Raw genomic sequence first — 20,318 nt, forward strand, 5'->3', positions numbered from 1 at the left:
GGCTGCCCTCAGGTTAGCGGATGCCGCGCATGAGCTTCAGCACCGGCTTGGCGAGGACGAGCAGGACGACACCGACCGCGACGGCGACGAGCCCGAGGACGGCGAAGTACGGCGCCTCGTCCGCCGGGTCGTAGTACTGCGAGAGCACCCCCGTGACGGCGGTGCCGAGCGACACCGACAGGAAGAACAGGGCCACCATCTGCGTCTGGAACTTCGGCGGTGCGAGCTTCGTGGCCACCGACTGGCCCACCGGCGACAGCAGGAGCTCGGCGATCGTGAAGACGAGCAGGATCCCGACGAGGGCGAGCAGCGGCGTGCCGTTCTGCCCGGTGCCGACGAAGGGCAGGAAGAGCAGGAACGCGACGCCCATGATGCCGGTGCCGAGGGCGAACTTCGTCGGGGTGGACGGCTGACGGTCGCCGAGCTTCGTCCAGATCGCCGCGAACACGCCGGACAGCACGATGATGAAGACCGGATTGATCGACTGCACCCACGAGACCGGCATCTCCCAGCCGAACAGGGACCGGTCGAGGCGCTCGTCGGAGTAGACGGTCACGACGGTGAACTGCTGCTGGTACAGCGACCAGAACACCGCACTGCCGATGAACAGGGGGATGAAGGCGAACACGCGCGACCGCTCCTGCGCGGTGATGCCGCTCGAGAGGATCACCACGAAGTACCCGATCGTGGCGAGGATGACGATGGCGACGACCACGGTGGGCAGGTTGTCGACGTTCAGGAGCCCCGTCAGCACGGCGACCACGATCACCGCGAGTGCCACGAGGACGAGCACGCCGATGAGCGGGAGCCGACGGCGGTCGACGGGGTTCGTGACGTGGCGCACGGACTCCGGCAGCTTGCGGCGGCGGATCGCGTACTGCACGAGCCCGGCCGCCATGCCGACCGCAGCAAGGCCGAAGCCGTAGTGGAAGCCGAGCGAGCTCTGCAGCAGGCCGGTCAGGAGCGGACCGAAGAACGCCCCGAGGTTCACGCCGAGGTAGTAGAGCGAGAAGCCGGCGTCACGACGGGGGTCGTCCCGGCTGTAGAGCCCGCCGACGATCGTCGTCGCCGTGGCCTTGAGCCCGCCGGAGCCGAGCGCGATGAGCACGAGGCCGACGCCGACGCCCGCGACACCGGGGATGAGCGCGAGGGCGATGTGCCCGAGCATCACGACGATGGCGCTGCCGAACAACGTCCGGTCCGCACCGAGCAGGCGGTCGGCGATCCACGCCCCGATGATCGTGAACAGGTACACGGCTCCGCCGTAGGCACCCATGATCCCGCTGGCGACGCCCTTGTCGATGCCCAGCCCGCCCTGCGAGAGCGTGTAGTACATGTAGATGAGGACGATGCCCTGCATCCCGTAGAACGAGAACCGCTCCCAGAGCTCGACGGCGAACGGCGTCGACAACTCGAACGGTTGCCCGAAGAAGGTCCGCCCGCGTGCGGGATTGGTGGTACCTGACATGCCGCACATTCTGCCCCTCGGAGCCGGGCCGCGCCGAATCGCTGAACTCGCCTCAGGAACGCCGGGCGCGGTCGTTTGGAGGGTTCCCACGACCGCGGCCGACCCACGGGCCACCCGCGTTGTCAGCCCCGGACGGCGTTCACGCGACTCGCGGGTCCGATCAATAGCGTGGGTTCTGCAACACCGGACAGAGCAGTTCAGGAGGGCTCCGACCATGGTCGACACCGCACCCGTCCACAGCACGAACACGCCCAAGGCCGACGCCGCGGGCGACCCCGCCGCGGGCACGCCCGCCGGCGGGACGGACACCGACGTCCGGATCGACGTCGACCTGCTCGCCGAGCACCTGCTCGGCCGCTGGGCGGACGACCGCCGAGCCTCGCGCCGACTCGCACTCGACCCGGCGATGCACAAGGTCGAGGGCATGCCCTACGCAGACGCCCGCGCCCGGACGCTCGACCAGCTCCGCATCCTCGTCGACGCGGGAGCGATCCAGCGCCCCTACCCCGAGGAGTTCGGCGGCTCGAGCAACCACGGCGGCAACCTCGCCGCGTTCGAGGAGCTCACCACGGCCGACCCCTCGATGCAGATCAAGGCCGGCGTGCAGTGGGGGCTGTTCGGCTCGGCCGTGCACCACCTCGGCACCGAACGGAACCACCGCGAGTTCCTGCCGGGCATCGTCTCGTTCGAGGTCCCCGGCTGCTTCGCGATGACGGAGACCGGGCACGGCTCGGACGTCCAGAGCATCGCCACGCGGGCGACCTACGACCCGGCGACCCAGGAGTTCGAGATCCACACGCCCTTCCGCGGTGCGTGGAAGGACTACATCGGCAACGCCGCCCTGCACGGCAAGGCCGCCGTCGTCTTCGCGAAGCTCGTGACGCGGGGCGTCGACCACGGCGTCCACGCGTTCTACGTGCCGCTCCGCGACGCCGCGGGTGCGTTCCTGCCCGGTGTCGGCGGCGAGGACGACGGCTACAAGGGCGGCCTGAACGGCATCGACAACGGCCGACTGCACTTCGACCACGTGCGCGTCCCCCGCACCAACCTGCTGAACCGCTACGGCGACGTCGCCGAGGACGGCACCTACTCCTCGCCGATCGCCTCGCCCGGTCGCCGCTTCTTCACCATGCTCGGCACCCTCGTGCAGGGCCGCGTGTCGCTCGACGGCGCCGCGGTCGTCGCCCAGAAGATCGGCCTGGAGATCGCGCTGACGTACGCAGCACAGCGCCGCCAGTTCCCGACGGGCGACGGCACCGAGGGTGTCCTGCTCGACTACGGCCGGCACCAGCGCCGGTTGATCCCCCGCCTCGCCACGGTGTTCGCGCAGTCGTTCGCCCACGAGAAGCTCCTCCGCACCTTCGACGACGTGTTCAGCGGGCGTGAGGACACCCCGCAGCGTCGCGAGGACCTCGAGACCCAGGCAGCGGCCTTCAAGTCGATGTCCACGTGGTCGGCCCTCGACACGCTCCAGGAGTGCCGCGAGGCCTGCGGTGGCGCCGGGTTCCTCGCCGAGAACCGCCTCACCGGACTCCGCGCCGACCTCGACGTCTACGTGACGTTCGAGGGCGACAACACCGTGCTGCTCCAGCTCGTCGGCAAGCGCCTGCTCACCGACTTCCGCGCGAAGGCGCCGAAGGACCCGGCGTCGACCGCGAAGTTCGTCGCAGCCCAGGCGGCCACGAAGCTCGCCGACGCCACCGGTCTCCGGCGCCTCGGGCAGACCATGACCGACCGCGGCTCGCTCGCCGCGTCCGTCACGGATCTGCAGGACGCCAAGACGCAGCGCGACCTGCTCGCCGGCCGCGTCGACACGATGGTCACCGAGATCGGCATGCGCCTCGCGTCGGCAGGCAAGGACCGCGCACGCGGCGCCCGACTGCTCAACCGCTCGCAGCACGAGCTCATCGAGGCGGCGAAGGCCCACGCGGAGCTCATGCAGTGGGAGGCCTTCACCGAGGCCATCGACGAGGTCCCGCCGGGAGACACCCGCCGCGTGCTCGTCTGGCTCCGCGACCTGTTCGCCCTCGGCCTGCTGGAGCAGCACCTCGACTGGTACCTCATGCACGGGCGCATCACGGCGCAGCGGGCGCGGGCGGTCTCGGCGTACATCGACCGCCTCGTCGCCCGGGTCCGACCGGTCATCCCGCAGCTGCTCGACTCGTTCGGGTACGAGGCCGGCCACGTCCGCGCCCCGATCGCGCTCGGTGCCGAGCAGGCCCGGCAGGACGAGGCGCAGGCCTGGTTCGCCGCCGAGGCGGCCGCGGGTCGCCTGCCCGAGCAGGAGAAGAAGCCCCGCGCCTAGCCAGGCGCGGACGCGCAGCGCTGGTCAGGCGTCGCCGGCGGGCCCGCGGTCCTCGAGTGCCCGGCGGAGCCGCGCCTCGGCGTCGTCCCCGGCGCCGGCGGCAGCGGCAGCGGCCTCGGCGTTGGCCTCGGTCACCGCGCGCACGACCTCTTCGCGCTGGATCTTCACCCCGCGAGGCGCGTCGATACCGATGCGGACGCCGTCCCCGCGGCTGTCGAGCACCGTGATGACGATGTCGTCACCGACGAGGATCCGCTCGCCGACCTTCCGCGTGAGTACCAGCACCCGTTCAGCCTAGCGACACGACGGGGACTCCCAGCAGGTGCACCGACTCCGGCGTGGCGGTCTCCCCCGCGCCGATCGCCACGACCCCGGCCACGTGGGCCCGGTCGGCGACCGCGGCGAGCATGCGGACCGAGTCCTCGTGCTTCCGACCGACATCCACGACGACCCAGACCTGGTCGGGTGCGAGTCCAGCGGCCGTCGCCACGTCGTCCCAGGCGGCGACCGCGAGCAGCGCGTACCCGGCGCGGACGCCCTCGGCCCGGGCGAGGATCCCGCTCCGCCGGTCGGCCGCGTCGGTCGGCCGCAGTGCGTGCCGGGTCGCGAAGATCCCGGCGGCCGCGTCCACGTCGTTCGGACGCCCGACGAGCAGCACGAGGTCGCCGTCGGCGGACCGGACCGACGGGGCGGGCCGTGTGGGCGCGGTGGCGGCGACCATCTGCTCGGCCACGACGTCGTCGACGAGCCGAGCCGTCCCTCCAGGAACGACCGACGGACCGGGCACGTCCAGGAGGCGCGACCCGCCTGGCTCCTCCGCCCCCGCCTCCGGCAGTGCGCGCGTCGGGCGCGGGGCGCTCCCCGTGATCCCGTCGGCGACGAAGCCGTCGAGCACCGACGCGAACGCGTCGGCCCGCGTGGACGCGGTGCCGTCGTGGCCGGCGATGCGCGCCTCCGCGGCTTCGGCGTCGGCCAGGAGCGCGGCGATGCCCACCCGCTGGACCGGCGAATCGGCGATGGCGACGCGCGCGGTCGGGACGTCGTCGGGGCCGGGGACCTCGACGGTGGCCTCGACGTGCGCCTTGCGGAACAGCCCGCCGATGCCCGGCGTGGTGACGCGCTCGGCGGCGACGATGCGTGCGCCCGGTCCGAACTCCGAGCGGACGGCGTCCCGGAGCTCGTCGAGCGTGGCGCCGTTACGCTGCAATCGGGTCGGCGGCACGGACCACTCCCACGGTCTCGATGGTGGAGCCCGCGGCGGTGGCCTCCTGGTAGGAGAGCACCGGCAGGCCGTTCGACTGCGCGGAGACCATGCGGTGCACGGCCGGGCGGAGCTGCGGGGCGCAGACGAGGACGGCGGAGATGCCCTGGTCCTCGACGGAGCGCACGGCCTCCCGGAGCGACCCGAGGACCTGCTCGATGCGGTGGGCGTCGAGGACGATCTGGGTCCCCTGCTCGGACGGCCGGAGCCCCTCGAGCATCGACTGCTCGAGCAGCGGGTCGATCATGATGACCCGGAGCGTGCCGGCGTCGAGGTACCGGGCGGGCAGCGCGGGGCCGAGTGCGGCGCGGGCGGCCTCGACGAGCCCCTCCGGGTCGGTCGACACCTTGGCGCGGAGCGTGAGGCCCTCGCAGATCCGGCCGAGGTCGTTGATCGGGACCCGTTCGGCGAGCAGGCCCTGCAGGACCCGCTGCAGCTCGGCGAGCGAGAGCATCCCGGGGACGAGCTCCTCGACGGCCGCGGGGTTGACCTGCTTGACGCCCTCGGTGAGGACCTTGACGTCCTCGCGGGTGAGGAGCCGCGCGGCGTTGTCGCCGATGATCGCCTGCAGGTGCGTGACGAGCACGGAGACGCGGTCGATCACGGTCGCGCCGGTCATCTCGGCGGCGTGCCGGAGCTCGGCGGGGACCCACTTGCCGGCGAGGCCGAACACCGGTTCGACGGTGGTCTCCCCGGGGAGGCCCTCGAGGTGGTCGCCGAGCGCGAGCACGCTGCGCGACGGTGCGGTGCCCCTGCCGGCCTCGACGCCGGCGATGCGGATGGCGTAGGTCGACGGCGGGAGCTCGATGCTGTCGCGGGTCCGGACGGGCGGGACGACGATCCCCATGTCGATCGCGATCTTCCGGCGGAGGGCACGGACGCGGCCGAGCAGGTCGTCCGAGGCGCCGGACACCATGTCGACCAGGTCGGGCGCGAGCAGGATCTCGAGGGCGTGCACGCGCATCTGCTCGATGAGGTCCTCGGGGGTGTCGGCGCTCGGTGCGGCGGCCTCCATGGCCTGCTGCTGGGCGACGGCCGCCTCCTCGCGCTTGGTGTTCTGCCCGAGGCGCCACCCGATCACCAGCAGCGTGGCGCCGATGACCAAGAACGGGACGATCGGCATGCCGGGGATGAACCCCATCGCGATCGCCGCCACGCCCGCGATCACGAGGGCGTTCCGCGACTGGGTGAGCTGCTGCGACGCCGAGGTGCCGATCTCGGTCTCGGCGCCGGAGCGGGTGACGATCATGCCCGTCGACACCGCCATGAGGAGCGCCGGGATCTGCGTGACGAGCCCGTCGCCGATGGTCAGGATGCCGTACTTCGACAGGGCGTCGGTGATCGACAGCCCGTTCTGCACCATGCCGATGGCGATGCCGCCGACGAGGTTGATGACGATGATGAGGATGCCGGCGATCGCGTCGCCCTTGACGAACTTCGACGCACCGTCCATGGCGCCGTAGAAGTCGGCCTCGGCGGACACGGCGGCACGGCGTTCCTTCGCCTGGGCGTCAGTGATGAGCCCCGCGTTGAGGTCCGCGTCGATCGCCATCTGCTTGCCGGGCATCGCGTCCAGGGTGAACCGTGCCCCGACCTCGGCGACGCGCTCGGCGCCCTTCGTCACGACGACGAACTGGATGACGACGAGGATCAGGAAGATGACCGCGCCGATGATGATCGAGCCGGAGACCGCCACGTGGCCGAACGCCTGGATGACGTCGCCGGCGAACCCCTCGCCGAGGACGAGCCGCGTCGACGCGACGTTCAGGCCGAGCCGGAACAGCGTCGCGACGAGCAGCAGTGACGGGAACACCGAGAAGTCGAGCGGCTTCTTCACGAACAGCGTCGTGAGCAGGATCACCAGCGCCAGCAGGATGTTGCAGATGATGAGGAAGTCGAGCAGGAAGGACGGCACCGGCAGGATCAGCAGCAGGATGATGCCGACGATGAAGACCGGGACGACGAGCTTCGGCAGGTCCTTGCGGTTCATGCGGGCACCCCTTCGGGAGTCGAGTTCGGGCGGAGCTTCCGGGGCCGGAGGTCCCCGCTGATCGTGGCCGGGTCGATGACCGTGGCGACCTCGTCCGGGGTGGTCGGCCGCGGCGGGGCGTGCGTCCCGGCCGCCGCTCCCCTGGCCTTGAGCGCCATGACGAACGACAGCACGCGGGCGACCGGCGTGTAGAGGTCGACCGGCACCTCCTGCCCGAGCTCGCACGCGGCGTGCAGCGCACGGGTGAGCGGGACGTCCTGGACGATCGGCACCCGGGCCTCGAGCGCCTTGTCGCGGATCATCGCCGCGACCGGACCGGCGCCCTTCGCCACGACGCGCGGCGCGGACTTCCCCGGCTCGTACGACAGCGCGACGGCGTAGTGCGTCGGGTTCGTCATCACGACGTCCGCGGTGCCGATCGCCTGCACCATCCGGTTCCGGCTCATCGCGAGCTGTCGTGAGCGGCGCTGGGACTTCACGAGCGGGTCGCCCTCGGCGTGCTTGTTCTCGTCCTTGACCTCGCGCTTGGTCATCATCGTGCGCTTGCGGTTGCGGCGGATCACGACGAAGACGTCGAGCGCGGCGAGGACCAGGCCGGCGACGATCGCCGCCCGCAGCAGGGTGCCGGTCCCGGCGGCCGCGGCGTCGAGCACGGCGGACAGCGGCAGCGACCCGCTCGTCATGAGGACGGGGACGAGTGCCTGCACGGCCATCCAGAGGACGAGTCCGACGACGGCCGTCTTGAGGAGCGCCTTGCACCCGTTCCAGAGCGCCTGGGTGCCGAACACCCGCTTCAGTCCCTGGATCGGGTCGAAGTGCTCGGGCTGCGGCGCCAGCTTCCGGACGTGCACGCCGCCCTGCGCGACCGCTGCGGCCAGCACGGCGACGGCGACGACCCCGAGCATCGGGCCGAGGGTCCCGCCGAGCGAGCCGAGGGCCTCGTGGAAGACGGCGTTCATGGTGCCGATCGTCGGGTCGGCGATGACGCGCTGCACGGCTCGGAGCTGCTCGGAGCCCGCGGCGGCGGCGTTGCCGATCGCGGACGGCATCATGAGTGCCGCGACCGCGATCCCGATCCACGCGCCGAGGTCCTGCGACCGCCCGATCTGGCCCTTCTGGTGGACCTCGCGCATGCGCTTCTGGGTCGCCTGCTCGGAGCGTTCTCCGCTGTCGGACACGTCGTCACCCCCGTCCCGTGATCGCGGCCACCGCGTCGCCGGTGAGGGACGAGACGACGGACGGCAGGGCCATGAAGAGCGCGCCGGCGAAGACGACGGTCAGCCCGATCTTGATCGGGAAGCCCATCTGGAAGGCGTTGAGCGCCGGGGCCACGCGGGTGAGCAGGCCCAGGCCGACGTCGGCGAGGAAGAGCACCACCACGAGGGGCCCGGCGATCTGCAGCGAGGACAGGAACATCTGCGTGAGCGCGGTGACGAGCACGGACGCCAGGCCGCCGAGGTCGAACGTGCCGGTCAGGGGCACCGCGTCGAAGGAGCGCACGAGTCCGGCGACGATGAGCTGGTACCCGCCCGAGGCGAACAGCAGCGCGAGCGCCGCCATCTGGAACAGCCGCGTGAACTGGGCGCCGTTCACCTGCGACTGCGGGTCGAAGGCCTGCGCCAGCGTGAACCCGCCGAACAGGTCGATGAGCGCTCCGGCCGACTGCACGGCGGCGAACACGAGGAACACGAGGAACCCGAGGGCGAGTCCGACGAGGAGCTGCGTCAGGAGCGCGAGCAGGAACGGTCCGGTGTCGAGCGACTCGTACCCGACCGCGACGCGCGGGGCGACGCCGATCGCCAGCCCGATGCCGAGGATCACCTTCACCGTCGCGGGGAACGCGCGGTACGAGAACGGCGGCGCGATGACGAAGAACGCGACGAGACGGACGCCGGCGAGCATCGTCGCCTCGAGGCGGTCGCCGTCGATCGACAGCTCCATCAGGCCGTTCCCAACAGCTTCGGGATCATGTCGAACGCGACGTGCGTGAACCCGACCATCTCCGAGATCATCCAGTTGCCGCAGACGACCAGGGCGATCGCGACGGCGACGGCCTTCGGCACGAAGGAGAGCGTGACCTCCTGGATCTGCGTGACCGACTGGAACAGCGAGATCGCGAAGCCCACGACGAGCGACGTCACGAGCACGGGCGCGGCGAGCTTCGCCGACACCAGGAGCGCCTGGAGCGTGAGGTCGATGACGGCCTGCTGGTTCATCAGTGCACCACCTGGTAGCTCTCGATGAGGGACTTGATGATGAGCCCCCACCCGTCGACGAGGACGAACAGCAGGATCTTGAACGGGAGCGAGATCATGACCGGCGGGAGCATCATCATGCCCATCGACATGAGCGCCGCGGAGACGACGAGGTCGATGACCAGGAACGGGATGAAGATGACGAACCCGATGATGAAGGCGCTGCGGAGCTCGGAGATCACGAACGCGGGGATCACCGTCGTCATCGGCACGTCGGCCATCGACTTCGGGTTGTCCTGACCGGCGGCACGGGTGATGAGCGCCACGTCCTCCTCACGCGTCTGCTGCAGCATGAAGGTCCGCAGTGGCTTCGTCCCGATCTCGACCGCCTGGGTGAAGTCGAGGTGACCGGCGAGGTACGGCTGCAGGGCGTCGTCGTTGATGTGCCCGAGGACCGGGGCCATCACGAAGAGCGACAGGAACAGGGCGAGGCCGGCCAGCACCTGGTTCGGCGGGATGGACTGCAGCGCGAGGGCGTTCCGCGTCATCGCGAGCACCACGAAGATCTTCGTGAACGACGTCATCATCAGCATGAGGGCCGGTGCGACGCTGAGCAGGGTGATCCCGATCAGGGTGACGACGGCGGACGACGGGGTGCCGTCCGGGCCGTTCACGCTGACGCTGAAGTCACCGGTCGACGGCGGCGTGGGCGTGGCTGGGGCGGTCGGCTGCACGACACCGGCCGCGTGGGCGCCGGTCGCCGTGAGCATGAGGAAGCCGGCGACGATCGTCACCCCCAGCAGGAGGAGGGCGATCAGGCGTCCGGTGCGGGCCGCGGTCACCCGGCCCGCCGGTTCCGGAGCGCCGAGGCGGCCTGCCGCCAGGTGTCGGCGGACAGGATCGACCCCTGCAGCTGCTGCGCCGTGGGCAGCGTGGTGCGCTGCGAGCGGCGGTTGCGGGGACGCATGGGCAGCGGCTGCGCCGCGTCGGACGGGAGGGACGGCTCAGCTGCCGTCTGCTGCTCCAGTTCCTGACGGAAGCGGTCGGCCGACGGGGTCGGACGCACCGGCAGCGTCACCGGCCCGGTCACGATCGTGAGTTCCGGCGCCGGCGCCTGCCCGCTGGTGAGCACGGCGACACCGTGCTCGGAGACACCGAGCACGAGGCGCTCGCCCTCGACGTCGACGACGACGACGCTCGCCTTGCCGCCGATGCCCTGGCGGCCGACGACCTCGACCGACGCCGAGCGGCGGCCCTTGGCCTTGCCCGCACCCAGGCCGCTCTTCGCGACGCGACGGTGCAGCACCCACATGAGGGCGAGCACGACGCCGAGCGAGAGCGCGACGCGGAGGACGATGACGGCGGTGTCCACGTCGGGGCTCAGACGCTCTCGGCGACGTCGAGGATCTTCGTGATCCGGACCGCGTAGTCCTGGTCGACGACGACGACCTCGCCGTGCGCGATGAGCCGGCCGTTGAGCAGGACGTCGGCCGGGGCTCCGGCGCTGCGGTCGAGTTCGACGACCGCGCCGGGCTCCATGCCGAGCACGTCGCGCACGGACATCCGGGTGCGGCCGATCTCCACCGTCAGGGTCATCTCGACGTTGTTGATCCGGCCGAGGTTCCCGGCGGGCAGGCTCGTCGTCGGTGCCGCGGCGGCGGGTGCGGACACCGTGCCGTTCTCGCGGACGCGCAGGGCGAACCAGCCGCCGGGGACGCCACCGGCGGTCAGCTCGAACACGACCGTGTCCGGGTCGGCCAGGAGCGCCGAGGCCGACTCGCGCCGAGCGTCGCCGAGGACGCCGACGCCGAGGACACCGGCGGCGGCCTCGAGGGACGGGCGGAGCACGTCGGTCACGTCGACGATCCCGTGGTCGGTGCCGCCCGCGGCGACGACGGCCTCGAGGTCGGTGAGCACGAGGACGAGGTCGGCCGACAGGCCGCCGACGAAGGACGCGACCACCGCGTCACCGGCGGCCTCGAGGGCAACGGGGGTCGCGCCTCCCGGGACCGCCACCGCTGCCAGCGGAGCGGCCGTCGGGAGCTGCGCGGCGAGGGCCTCGGCCGCCTGCGTGTGGAGGGTGGTCGTGACGGTCATGCGGGCTGCTCCGATGTGGTGGTGACGACGATGCCGGCGAGGCGCGAGCCGTTCGCGCCGACGGCGGCGGTGCCGACGGGCTCGCCGTCGACCGCGATGGTGAGGGGGCGGTGCTGCGGGTGCGGCAGCGGCAGCACGTCGCCGACGGCGAGGCGCAGGACCTGCGACGGCAGCACGGTCGCCGGGGCGAACCGCAGGCTGACGCCGACCGGGACGCCGGCGAGCTGCGCGTCGACGAGGGCGCGGGCGTCGGCGGGGGTGACGTGGGCAGCGGCCTCGCCGAGCTGCGGCAGGACGGCGTCGGCCGGCAGCGCGAGCGTGCCGGGGGCGACGCGCTCCCCCACGCGGATCGTGAACGAGGCGACGATCATGAGGTCGCCCTTCTGGGCGGCCTGGGCGAACTGCGAGTTGAACTGGAAGCCGCCGGCGGTGACGTCGTGCGCGAGCAGGCCGCCGAACGAGTAGCGGAGGTCGTCGAGGGCGTCCTCGACGATCTTGCGGACGAGCGCCTGCTCGATCGGGGTGAACGTCCGGTCCGGCGTCGGGAGCGGCTTGGAGGCGCCGAGCGCGTGCGAGACCCAGGTGAGCGCGGCGTCGAGCGGGACCTGCAGCACGCCCTTCGGGACGACGTCCGCGATGGGGAGCAGGACCATGCCGGTGAGCGCGGGCAACGAGGCGGCGTACTCGTCGTACGTCGTCATCTGGACCTGCTCGCACGTGACCTGGCTCACCGCGCGGACCTTCGCCGTCAGCTGGGTGCCCCACTGGCGCGCGAAGGTCTCGAAGGCGAGCTCGAGGACCCGGGCGTGCTCGCGGGCGAGCGTCGACGGGCGCGCGAAGTCGTACACCTCGGGCGCTGGCAGGGTCTCGGTCACGGGTGCGTCTATCGGTCCGCTGTGGAGCACCCGTCAGTGCTGTGCCCCGTTCTGGGGCGGTGGTGCGCTCAGCCGGCTCGTGCTCCGTCCTGTGCCTTCGCCAGGGCCGGCATCAGCGCGCTGACGTCCTGGTCCTGGTTCGACAGCACGACGATGTCGACCCGCCGGTTCAGCGTGAGGTCGGCGTCCGTCCCGCCCTTCGCCAGCGGGCGGCTCGACCCGAACCCGACGCTCTGGATGTGCTGGGCCGGCATCCCGCCGCGTTCCACGAGGTCGCGGAGCACCCCGGTCGCGCGGGCGGCGCTCAGCTCCCAGTTCGTGGCGTACGGCGCGGTGGAGTTCCGCTGGTCGGCGTGGCCCTCGACGCTGACGTCGTGGCCGCTGGTCTTCAGGACCGGGGCGATGGCGTCCATGATCCGCTTCGCCTGGTCGGACAGGTCGGCGCTGTTCGTGGTGAAGTACGTCTCGCTGCCGACGAGCCGGACCGTGAGCCCACGGGCGTCGACCGTGAACTGCACGTTCGATGTCTGCCCGGCCTTCGCGAGGTTCGCCTTGATCGCCTGCTCGATGGCCTGCAGGTCGTCGAGCTCCTTCTTCGCCGCAGCGACGTCGGCCTTCGTCGCGGTCGTCGGCACCACGGTGGAGGCCGGGTCGACGTTGGTGTCCTTCGTGCCGGACGACGCGGTCGAGTGGTCCGCCTGGGACTTGTCGACGGAGTACCCGGAGCCGTCCTCGACCTCGTCCTTCGTCACGACCGTGCCCGACGCGGTGTCGACCTTCTGCGACTTCACCTCGCCGAAGCCCGTGGCGAGCGAGTTCTTCAGCTGGATGTACTTCTGCTGGTCGACCGTGGACATCGCGAAGAGCACGAGGAACATGCACATCAGCACGGTGATCATGTCCATGTACGAGGCCATCCAGCGCTCGTCGGGGTGCTCGGCCTCGTCGTGCGACTTCTTCGACCGTCCGCGACCGCGCCCGCGGGGGTTGGCGCTCATCGTCAGGCCGCCAGCTGCTGGTCGTCGGCGTCCGCGTCGCTGCCCTTGCCGGACTTCGCCTTGCCGCCCTTGGCGTCCCCACCGCGCGCCGCGGGCGGGACCATGGCGGTCAGGCGCTCGCCGAGCAGGCGCGGCTGGCTGCCGGCCTGCACCGCGAGGAGCCCCTCCATGAGCAGCGTCTGGCGGTCGGCCTCGAGCTGCGCGAGCTTGCGGAGCTTCCCGCCGATCGGCAGCCACAGGAAGTTGGCGGTGAGCAGGCCCCAGAGCGTCGCGACGAACGCGCTCGCGATGAGCGGACCGAGCTCGTCGGGCTTCCCGAGGTTCGCGAGGACGTGGGTCAGCGACACCACGGTGCCGATGATGCCGACGGTGGGGGCGAAGCCGCCGAGGCCCATGAAGAACGAGCTGGCCGACCGGACCGGTGCGGCGTTCGACTCGATCTCGTCCTCGAGCAGGATCCGCAGCTCGTCGCCGTCCGTACCGTCCGCGATGTTCTGCAGCGCCTTCTTCATGAACGGGTCGTCGTGCTTGTCGGCCTCCTGCTCGAGTGCGAGCAGACCGTTCGCACGGGCCGTCTCGGCGAGCCCGACCACGTCGTCGATGACCGACTGCGGCGGGGTGACCCTGCCGGTGAACGCCTTCGGCACGGCCTTGAAGCTGGCGATGGCGTCCTTGAGGGTCGTGCTCGCGATGCCGCAACCGATCGTGGCGCCGAACACGAGCAGCATCGGTGCCGGCAGGAACAGCCCCGCGAGCTCGACGTGCTCCATCTCGACCATGCCGAACAGGGCGCCGAAGGCGAGCAGGATCCCGATGATCGTCGCGATGTCCACGTCAGCGCCCCCCGTCCTGCGTGCGGGGTGCCCGGTCGGTGGACACGGCGTGGATCGGGGCGACCGGTGCCAGCGTCGGCTGCGGGCCGGTGGCGTTCCGCGCGGCGGTGTCCGTGCCGTAGGCCATGCCGACGATGCGTGCCCGGTACGCGGCGATCAGGTCGATGACGTCGGCCAGGGACTCGCGGACGATGTACTTGGCGCCGTCGACCATGATGAGCGTCGTGTCCGGCGTCTCCTGGATGCGCTCCACGAGATCGGGGTTGACAGCGAATCCGCTGCCGTTGAGTCGTGTGACGACGATCATGGCCCGTCCTGGTTCTCGATCGTCCCGCCGCCGTCCGTGGGGCGGGATGCTGCCCGTCCGTGGGCTGCACCGAGGACTATCGGCGGGCCGGGGCCCGTCGTTAGGCGTGACCTGCCGACGCCGGATTCCGGATCCACTGCATCCGATCGGCTCCTTCCGCCGGTAGTGCCGGTGTGACGTCGACGACGACGTCGTCCGTACCGGCCCGAACGGGCCAGAAGGAGACCCGACATGCGCAAGACACTCGCTACCGGCCTCGCCGCCGGTGTGCTGCTCGCCGCTGCTGCGGCCGCGGTCCCGGCCGCTGCCTCCGCCGCCACCGGGGACGCGACGCTCTCCGTCCTGCACGCCGTCCCGGACGTCACGGTCGACGTCTACCTGGACGGGAAGCGCGCCCTCGACGACTTCACGCCGGGGACCCTCGCCGGCCCGATGATGGTCCCGGCGGGCGCCCACCAGCTCGCGATCACCGCCTCGGACGCAGCCGATGCGTCAGAACCGGTCATCGGCCCCGTGGACGTCACGCTCGACGCCGGCGGGAACTACACCGCCGTCGCGCACGACGACACCAGTGGGAAGCCCACCGCCACGCTCTTCACCAACGACGTCTCGGCCACGCCGGCCGGACAGGGCCGCCTGATCGTCCGGCACGTCGCCGCTGCGCCGGCGGTGGACGTCCTCGCCGGTGGCGAGGCCGTCGTCAGCAACCTGTCGAACCCCGACGAGCAGGCACTCGAGCTCCCCGCCGGCACCGTCTCGGCATCCGTCGCCGCCACCGGCACGACCGACCCGGTGATCGGTCCGGCCGACGTCGCGGTCACCGCCGGCGCCGACACGATCGTGTACGCCTGGGGCAGCCTGGACGACCAGAACCTGGCGCTCGCCACCCAGACGATCTCGGACCTCGGCGGCACGCCGAACGGGGTCCCCGCGGGCAACGCCGGACTCGTCGCGACGAACCGGACCGACACCGTCGGGATCGTCGGCGGGACGACAGCAGCCCTCGCGGCTGCGGTCGCGATCGGCGCGGTGGTGCTCCGGCGCCGCCGCACCGTGACCGGGGACCAGCGGCAGGACTCGGGTCACTGACCGTGCCGTCCCCGGTCCGGACCACCGCGGCGGCGCTCGTCGTCGCCGCGGTGGCCGCGACCATCCTGACCGGGTGCTCGTCGGGCGGCTCCCCCACCCCCGACGGGCACCCCTCGACCGCGATCGTCACCGGTCCGTCGTCGACGCCGACCCCGGTGCCGTCGGCGTTCTCGACCGCGGTGCCGCAGGTCCGCGCCACGGTCCCGCCGGCCGTCCGGGTCCCCGCTCCGTCCCGGATCGCCGTCGACTGGGCCGGGGTGCGGGCCGAGGTCCGTCCCGAGGGCGTCGACGACCGGGGCGCGATGTCCCTGCCGTCCGATCCGGCCGTCGCCGGCTGGTACCGGTACGGCGCAGCACCGGCGTCGACCACGGGGACCGTCGTGATCGCCGCCCACGTCGACGCCGTCGGCTACGGCGTCGGGCCGTTCGCCCATCTCCGGGACGTCCCCGCCGGCACGACCGTCACCCTGACCGACACGGCCGGTGACCGGACCCGGTGGCGGATCGACTCGGTCGCCCTCGTCGCCAAACGCGGCCTCCCGTGGGCCTCGGTCTTCCGGACCGACGGGCCGCGACGGCTCGTCCTGGTCTCCTGCGGCGGCGTGTTCGACGAGTCCACCCACCACTACGAGAGCAACCTCATCATCAGCGCGACGCCCGCCTGACCGGACCGAGCACGTCCGCCGTACGATCGGGTCACGGTCGACGACGACCACGCCAGCGACAGGATCCAGTGACGACCACCCTCCCGGACGACAGCGAGCTCTCCGACGCGTTCAGCGCCGGGAGCGGGGACGCGCTGCGTGCCGTCTACGACCGGTGGTCCCCGCTCGTCTACTCGTTGGCGCTCCGCGCGCTGGGCGACCAGTCGGCAGCAGAGGACGTGACGCAACAGGTCTTCGTCAAGGCCTGGCGTCGGAGTGCCAGCTACGACCCGGGGCGGGCCCCGCTCGGCGCCTGGCTCGTCGGGATCACCCGGAACTGCATCGCGGACGCCTTCGCGGAACGGACACGGCACGCCAGGACCACCGACCCGAGCGTCGTCGAGGAGACCGCGGCGGCACCGGAGTCCGAGTTCGACCTGGCCGAACGCGCACTGGTCGCGGGCGAGCTCGACCGGCTCGACGACGTGCCACGCCGGGTCATGCGCTTGGCGTTCTACGACGAGCTGAGCCATCGTGAGATCGCCGAACGGCTCGGACTCCCCCTCGGCACCGTCAAGAGTCACATCCACCGAAGTCTGGCTCGGCTCCGAACACGTCTCGAGGTGATCGAATGAAGCACGTCGACGACGAGACGCTCGCCATGCTCGCGGTCTCCGGTGTCGTGGCCGACGACGCCGTGACGGAGCACCTCGCTGCCTGCGCCCGGTGCCGCGACGAGGTCGCGGACCTGCAGCGCGTCGCCGCCGTGACGCGGTCGTCCTCCCACGTCCGGCTCGACGCGCCCCCGGAGGCGGTCTGGGACCGCATCGCCGCCGAGGTCCGGGACGGTCCGCCGCGCGACCTCCCGGCGGAGTCACCCGCACCGGTCGCGGTCACCGGAGCGGGCCGCCCAGGAGGAACGACCCGCCCCCGCGGACGGGTCACCCCCGGTGGGCCCCGCGTCCACCGCCGTCGGCGCGTCCTCCTGACCGTCGCGGCCGTCGTCGGGGCGTTCGCGATCGTGCTCGGGATCGGCGTGGCGACCGGTGCCCTGCCCGGGCTCCCCGGCTCGGCGTCCGAGACCGTGCTCGCACGGGCGGAGCTCGACGCGCTGCCCGGATGGTCCGGGGCCGGTGGCACCGCCGAGCTGGAGCGGGACCGCGACGGGCGGCTCTCGCTCGTGGTCGACCTGCGCGGCGGCACCGGACGAACGGGTACCGGTGCCCTGCGCGAGGTCTGGATGATGCGCTCCGACCTCGACGGGCTCGTCAGCGTCGGGTTCCTCGACGGCGACCGCGGGCGGTTCACGGTCCCGTCGGGCATGGACACCGCACGCTTCCCGGTCGTCGACGTCTCGGCCGAGGCGGACGACGGTGACCCGGCGCACTCGGGCGACTCGATCGTGCGCGGCCGGCTCGCACGCCCCTGACCGAGGGCGTGCGCAGTAGCCTGACGCCGTGATCACCCCCGAGGACCTGCTCGTGGGCCCCCGAGGCCGACGCTTCTGCTTCGAGCTCCTCGGACACGCGGCCGACGAGTCGTCCGAGGTCGTCCGCGCACTCGAGGCGGTCATCGACACGGTCGACCCGCGGTCGATCGACACCACGCAGGTCCTCCGCGCGCTCGCGGACACGGCCGACGCCGCGATGTCCTGGCAGGAGCCGGACGCGACCGACGTCCTGCTCGCCCGGTCCGAGTTCGCCCCGGCGCTCACCCGGCTCGCGAGCACCTGGGCGTCCCTCCCCGCGGTGACCGCCGTCGTCGAACCGCCCGGAGCGGTGACGCAGTGGAGCACGGTCTTCGACGGCGAGCACGGGCGGCACCCCGACCGCGGCGCCGGTCCGGGAGCAGCAGCCCGGAGCCTCACTGCGTGGCACCGCGCACTGATGACCGAGGTGGCCGCAGTGCGGCCCCGCGATCGTCGTCGCCCGGCCGCGGCGAACGTGAGCGGCTCCTGGTGGTCGACACCACCGCCCGAGCTCGTCACCACCACCGCCGCCGTCGGGACCCTCGGCCCGATCGGGCTCTGGGCCGTGGAGGACGGGCTCGGCTGGGAGCGTGCCACCGTCGCGCCGATCCACCCGTCACCGGACGTCCGCGTCCTGGTGGTCGACTCCGCGGAGGACTGGGGTGCGCTCTGCCGCCGGTGGTCCGTCGACGTGAGCGACACGACGCGCCGGCACGACTGGTACCGCACCACCGGCCGCGACGGACGGTGGCTGACACCGGACTGGTCCGCGCTCGCCGAGACCCACGACGCCGTCCACGTGACGGTGCGCGCGTGGCTCCGCGCAGCCGGCACCGCGATCCCGGTCGACCCCGACACCGCGAGCGTCACCGCCGGGTGGACGCCGGACACCACCGTGTGGCTGCGCGACCCGCAACCGGTGGTCGACGACGACGCCGCGACGGTCTGGACCTTCGACGGCGACGCGCTCCGCTGGACGACAGCTGACGACGAAGTTCTCACGGACGGTGTATTCCCGACCCGATCCTGAGAAGCCTGGGCGTTGTCCCCCGTGATTTATCTCATGAGCGTGTTAGCGTGCCCCTCATGACCGACACCACCATCGTCGCTCCCCCGACCACCCCGGCCCCGCTCCGCGAGGTCGGCGCCCTCATCCGGGGCGCCCGCAAGGGTCGCAGCATGACCCAGGCCCAGCTCGCCGAACGCGTCGGCACGAGCCAGAGTGCCATCAACCGCATCGAGCAGGGCGGGCAGAACCTGTCCCTCGAGATGCTCACCCGCATCAGCGACGCCCTCGACCAGCAGATCGTCTCGATCGGCGGCGCCCCGCAGCGTGCACACCTCCGCGTGCAGGGCGGCCGCAAGCTCAGCGGCTCGATCGCGGTGAACTCGAGCAAGAACGCCGCCGTGGCGCTCCTGTGCGCCTCGTTGCTGAACCGTGGCGTGACCCGCCTGCACAAGGTCGCGCGCATCGTCGAGGTCGACCGCATCATCGACGTGCTCCGCAGCCTCGGTGCGACCGTCACCTGGTCCGAGGACGGCGAGACCCTCGAGATCGTCGCCCCGTCGGACCTCCGTCTCGACGCGATCGACGCCGATGCCGCCCGCCGGACCCGCAGCGTCCTCATGTTCCTCGGTCCGCTCAGCGGCCGCTACGAGTCCTTCCGCCTGCCGTACGCCGGCGGCTGCGACCTCGGCACCCGCACGGTCGAGCCGCACCTCATCGCCCTGCGCCCGTTCGGCGTCGACGTCGAGGCGACGTCGGGCTGGTACGAGGTCGACGTGGCGAACACCGAGGTCCCGACGAAGTCGGTCGTCCTCACCGAGCGCGGCGACACCGTCACCGAGAACGCGATCCTGGCAGCGGCCGCCCGCGACGGCGAGACCGTCATCCGCAACGCCAGCCCGAACTACATGGTGCAGGACCTCTGCTTCTTCCTCGAGCTCCTCGGGGTGGAGATCGAGGGCATCGGCACCACCACGCTCCGGATCACCGGCAAGAGCCGCATCGACGAGGTCGTGGACTACTGGCCGAGCGAGGACCCGGTCGAGGCGATGAGCCTGCTGACCGCCGGCATCGTCACCGACTCCACGCTCACCGTCACGCGCGCACCGATCGAGTTCCTCGAGATCGAGCTCGCGACCCTGGCCGAGATGGGCCTGCGCTTCGACGTCACCGACGAGTACCCCGCCGCGAACGGTCGCACCCGCCTGGTCGACATCACGGTGCACCCGTCCGAGCTGCACGCGCCGATCGACAAGATCCACGCGATGCCGTTCCCCGGCCTGAACATCGACAACCTGCCGTTCTTCGTGGTCATCGCCGCGATGGCGGAGGGCACCACGCTCGTGCACGACTGGGTCTACGAGGGCCGCGCGATCCACCTGCTCGACCTCACCCGCCTGGGCGCGAGCGTGACCCTGCGCGACCCGCACCGGCTCGACGTGACCGGCCCGACGCACTTCTCGGGTGCCGAGGTCAGCTGCCCGCCGGCCCTCCGCCCCGCCGTGGTCATCCTGCTGGCGATGCTCGCGGCCAAGGGCGAGAGCGTCCTGCGCAACGTCGGCATCATCGCCCGCGGCTACGAGCAGCTGCAGGAACGGCTCAACTCGCTCGGCGCGTCCATCGAGACGTTCCACGACTGACCGCACCGGAGGCCGCACCCGGCCGCCTGCCGACGTGACCCGACGGCCCGTCCCCGCAAGTGGGGACGGGCCGTCACCGTCCCGGGTGAAACGAGCCGTTCCTCCAGGCCGATGCCCAGGAGCGCTCCACTGCCCACCCAGG

21 protein-coding genes are annotated in these 20,318 nt (G+C 71.9%); 7 read left to right on the forward strand and 14 right to left on the reverse strand.

The window, feature by feature from the left end; genetic code table 11:
* Nucleotides 1-13 precede the first annotated feature (13 nt).
* Nucleotides 14-1,477, reverse strand: a complete 1,464-nt coding sequence (locus tag BIV01_RS00850; RefSeq protein ID WP_071301622.1) for a peptide MFS transporter — start codon at nt 1,475-1,477, stop codon at nt 14-16.
* A gap of 205 nt (nt 1,478-1,682) precedes the next feature.
* Between BIV01_RS00850 and BIV01_RS00855 the strand changes: the two genes are divergently transcribed.
* Nucleotides 1,683-3,773: an acyl-CoA dehydrogenase family protein gene (locus tag BIV01_RS00855; RefSeq protein ID WP_071301623.1), complete on the forward strand. Its 2,091-nt coding sequence runs from the start codon at nt 1,683-1,685 to the stop codon at nt 3,771-3,773.
* Between the two features lie 24 nt (nt 3,774-3,797).
* Here the strand turns inward: BIV01_RS00855 and csrA are convergent, their stop codons facing one another.
* The 13 genes from csrA to BIV01_RS00920 all read right to left on the reverse strand — a co-directional run bounded on the left by csrA (nt 3,798) and on the right by BIV01_RS00920 (nt 14,329).
* On the reverse strand, nt 3,798-4,058 hold the full coding sequence (gene csrA, locus BIV01_RS00860; protein WP_070418910.1) for a carbon storage regulator CsrA: 261 nt from the start codon (nt 4,056-4,058) through the stop codon (nt 3,798-3,800).
* A 4-nt stretch (nt 4,059-4,062) separates the two neighbouring features.
* Entirely contained in the window at nt 4,063-4,995 is a 933-nt protein-coding gene (locus tag BIV01_RS00865) for a hypothetical protein (RefSeq protein WP_139199156.1), read from the reverse strand.
* A complete protein-coding gene (locus BIV01_RS00870; protein ID WP_070418908.1) occupies nt 4,970-7,024 on the reverse strand; it encodes a flagellar biosynthesis protein FlhA in 2,055 nt (684 codons plus the stop codon). Before BIV01_RS00870 ends, BIV01_RS00865 begins: the two co-directional genes overlap by 26 nt.
* On the reverse strand, nt 7,021-8,202 hold the full coding sequence (locus tag BIV01_RS00875) for an EscU/YscU/HrcU family type III secretion system export apparatus switch protein (RefSeq protein WP_071301625.1): 1,182 nt from the start codon (nt 8,200-8,202) through the stop codon (nt 7,021-7,023). The genes BIV01_RS00870 and BIV01_RS00875 overlap by 4 nt, the downstream gene beginning before the upstream one ends.
* Before the next feature lie 4 nt (nt 8,203-8,206).
* On the reverse strand, nt 8,207-8,965 hold the full coding sequence (locus BIV01_RS00880) for a flagellar biosynthetic protein FliR (protein ID WP_070418906.1): 759 nt from the start codon (nt 8,963-8,965) through the stop codon (nt 8,207-8,209).
* Entirely contained in the window at nt 8,965-9,240 is a 276-nt protein-coding gene (gene fliQ, locus BIV01_RS00885; protein WP_070418905.1) for a flagellar biosynthesis protein FliQ, read from the reverse strand. Before fliQ ends, BIV01_RS00880 begins: the two co-directional genes overlap by 1 nt.
* Nucleotides 9,240-10,061: a flagellar type III secretion system pore protein FliP gene (fliP, locus tag BIV01_RS00890; protein WP_071301626.1), complete on the reverse strand. Its 822-nt coding sequence runs from the start codon at nt 10,059-10,061 to the stop codon at nt 9,240-9,242. Before fliP ends, fliQ begins: the two co-directional genes overlap by 1 nt.
* A complete protein-coding gene (locus tag BIV01_RS00895; RefSeq protein WP_071301627.1) occupies nt 10,058-10,591 on the reverse strand; it encodes a FliO/MopB family protein in 534 nt (177 codons plus the stop codon). The genes fliP and BIV01_RS00895 overlap by 4 nt, the downstream gene beginning before the upstream one ends.
* Before the next feature lie 8 nt (nt 10,592-10,599).
* On the reverse strand, nt 10,600-11,316 hold the full coding sequence (gene fliN, locus BIV01_RS00900; RefSeq protein ID WP_071294621.1) for a flagellar motor switch protein FliN: 717 nt from the start codon (nt 11,314-11,316) through the stop codon (nt 10,600-10,602).
* Complete coding sequence (locus tag BIV01_RS00905; RefSeq protein WP_083403170.1) at nt 11,313-12,191, reverse strand: flagellar motor switch protein FliM; 879 nt, start codon at nt 12,189-12,191, stop codon at nt 11,313-11,315. Before BIV01_RS00905 ends, fliN begins: the two co-directional genes overlap by 4 nt.
* Before the next feature lie 68 nt (nt 12,192-12,259).
* Nucleotides 12,260-13,189 carry an OmpA/MotB family protein gene (locus BIV01_RS00910; RefSeq protein ID WP_071301628.1) on the reverse strand — a complete coding sequence of 310 codons (930 nt, stop codon included), beginning with the start codon at nt 13,187-13,189 and terminating at the stop codon, nt 12,260-12,262.
* A gap of 2 nt (nt 13,190-13,191) precedes the next feature.
* Nucleotides 13,192-14,022: a motility protein A gene (locus BIV01_RS00915; protein ID WP_071301629.1), complete on the reverse strand. Its 831-nt coding sequence runs from the start codon at nt 14,020-14,022 to the stop codon at nt 13,192-13,194.
* Between the two features lies 1 nt (nt 14,023).
* The gene (locus tag BIV01_RS00920) at nt 14,024-14,329 is read right to left on the reverse strand and encodes a flagellar FlbD family protein (protein ID WP_070418899.1); all 306 of its coding nucleotides are present in this window, start codon (nt 14,327-14,329) and stop codon (nt 14,024-14,026) included.
* Between the two features lie 231 nt (nt 14,330-14,560).
* On the opposite strand from BIV01_RS00920, the gene BIV01_RS00925 reads away from it, so the two are divergent.
* From BIV01_RS00925 to BIV01_RS00950, 6 genes are all read left to right on the forward strand, one after another.
* Nucleotides 14,561-15,418, forward strand: a complete 858-nt coding sequence (locus BIV01_RS00925; RefSeq protein WP_071301630.1) for a DUF4397 domain-containing protein — start codon at nt 14,561-14,563, stop codon at nt 15,416-15,418.
* Nucleotides 15,419-15,420: 2 nt separating this feature from the next.
* A complete protein-coding gene (locus tag BIV01_RS00930) occupies nt 15,421-16,083 on the forward strand; it encodes a class F sortase (protein WP_083413684.1) in 663 nt (220 codons plus the stop codon).
* Between the two features lie 68 nt (nt 16,084-16,151).
* The gene (locus BIV01_RS00935; protein WP_071301631.1) at nt 16,152-16,697 is read left to right on the forward strand and encodes an RNA polymerase sigma factor; all 546 of its coding nucleotides are present in this window, start codon (nt 16,152-16,154) and stop codon (nt 16,695-16,697) included.
* Complete coding sequence (locus BIV01_RS00940; RefSeq protein WP_071301632.1) at nt 16,694-17,491, forward strand: anti-sigma factor; 798 nt, start codon at nt 16,694-16,696, stop codon at nt 17,489-17,491. The genes BIV01_RS00935 and BIV01_RS00940 overlap by 4 nt, the downstream gene beginning before the upstream one ends.
* 28 nt (nt 17,492-17,519) lie before the next feature.
* Entirely contained in the window at nt 17,520-18,560 is a 1,041-nt protein-coding gene (locus tag BIV01_RS00945) for a hypothetical protein (protein ID WP_071301633.1), read from the forward strand.
* A gap of 56 nt (nt 18,561-18,616) precedes the next feature.
* A complete protein-coding gene (locus BIV01_RS00950) occupies nt 18,617-20,176 on the forward strand; it encodes a helix-turn-helix domain-containing protein (RefSeq protein WP_070418895.1) in 1,560 nt (519 codons plus the stop codon).
* Nucleotides 20,177-20,318: the final 142 nt, after the last annotated feature.

It is taken from the genome of Curtobacterium sp. MCBA15_013, assembly GCF_001865095.1.
In the GTDB taxonomy this organism is placed as follows: Bacteria; Actinomycetota; Actinomycetes; order Actinomycetales; family Microbacteriaceae; genus Curtobacterium.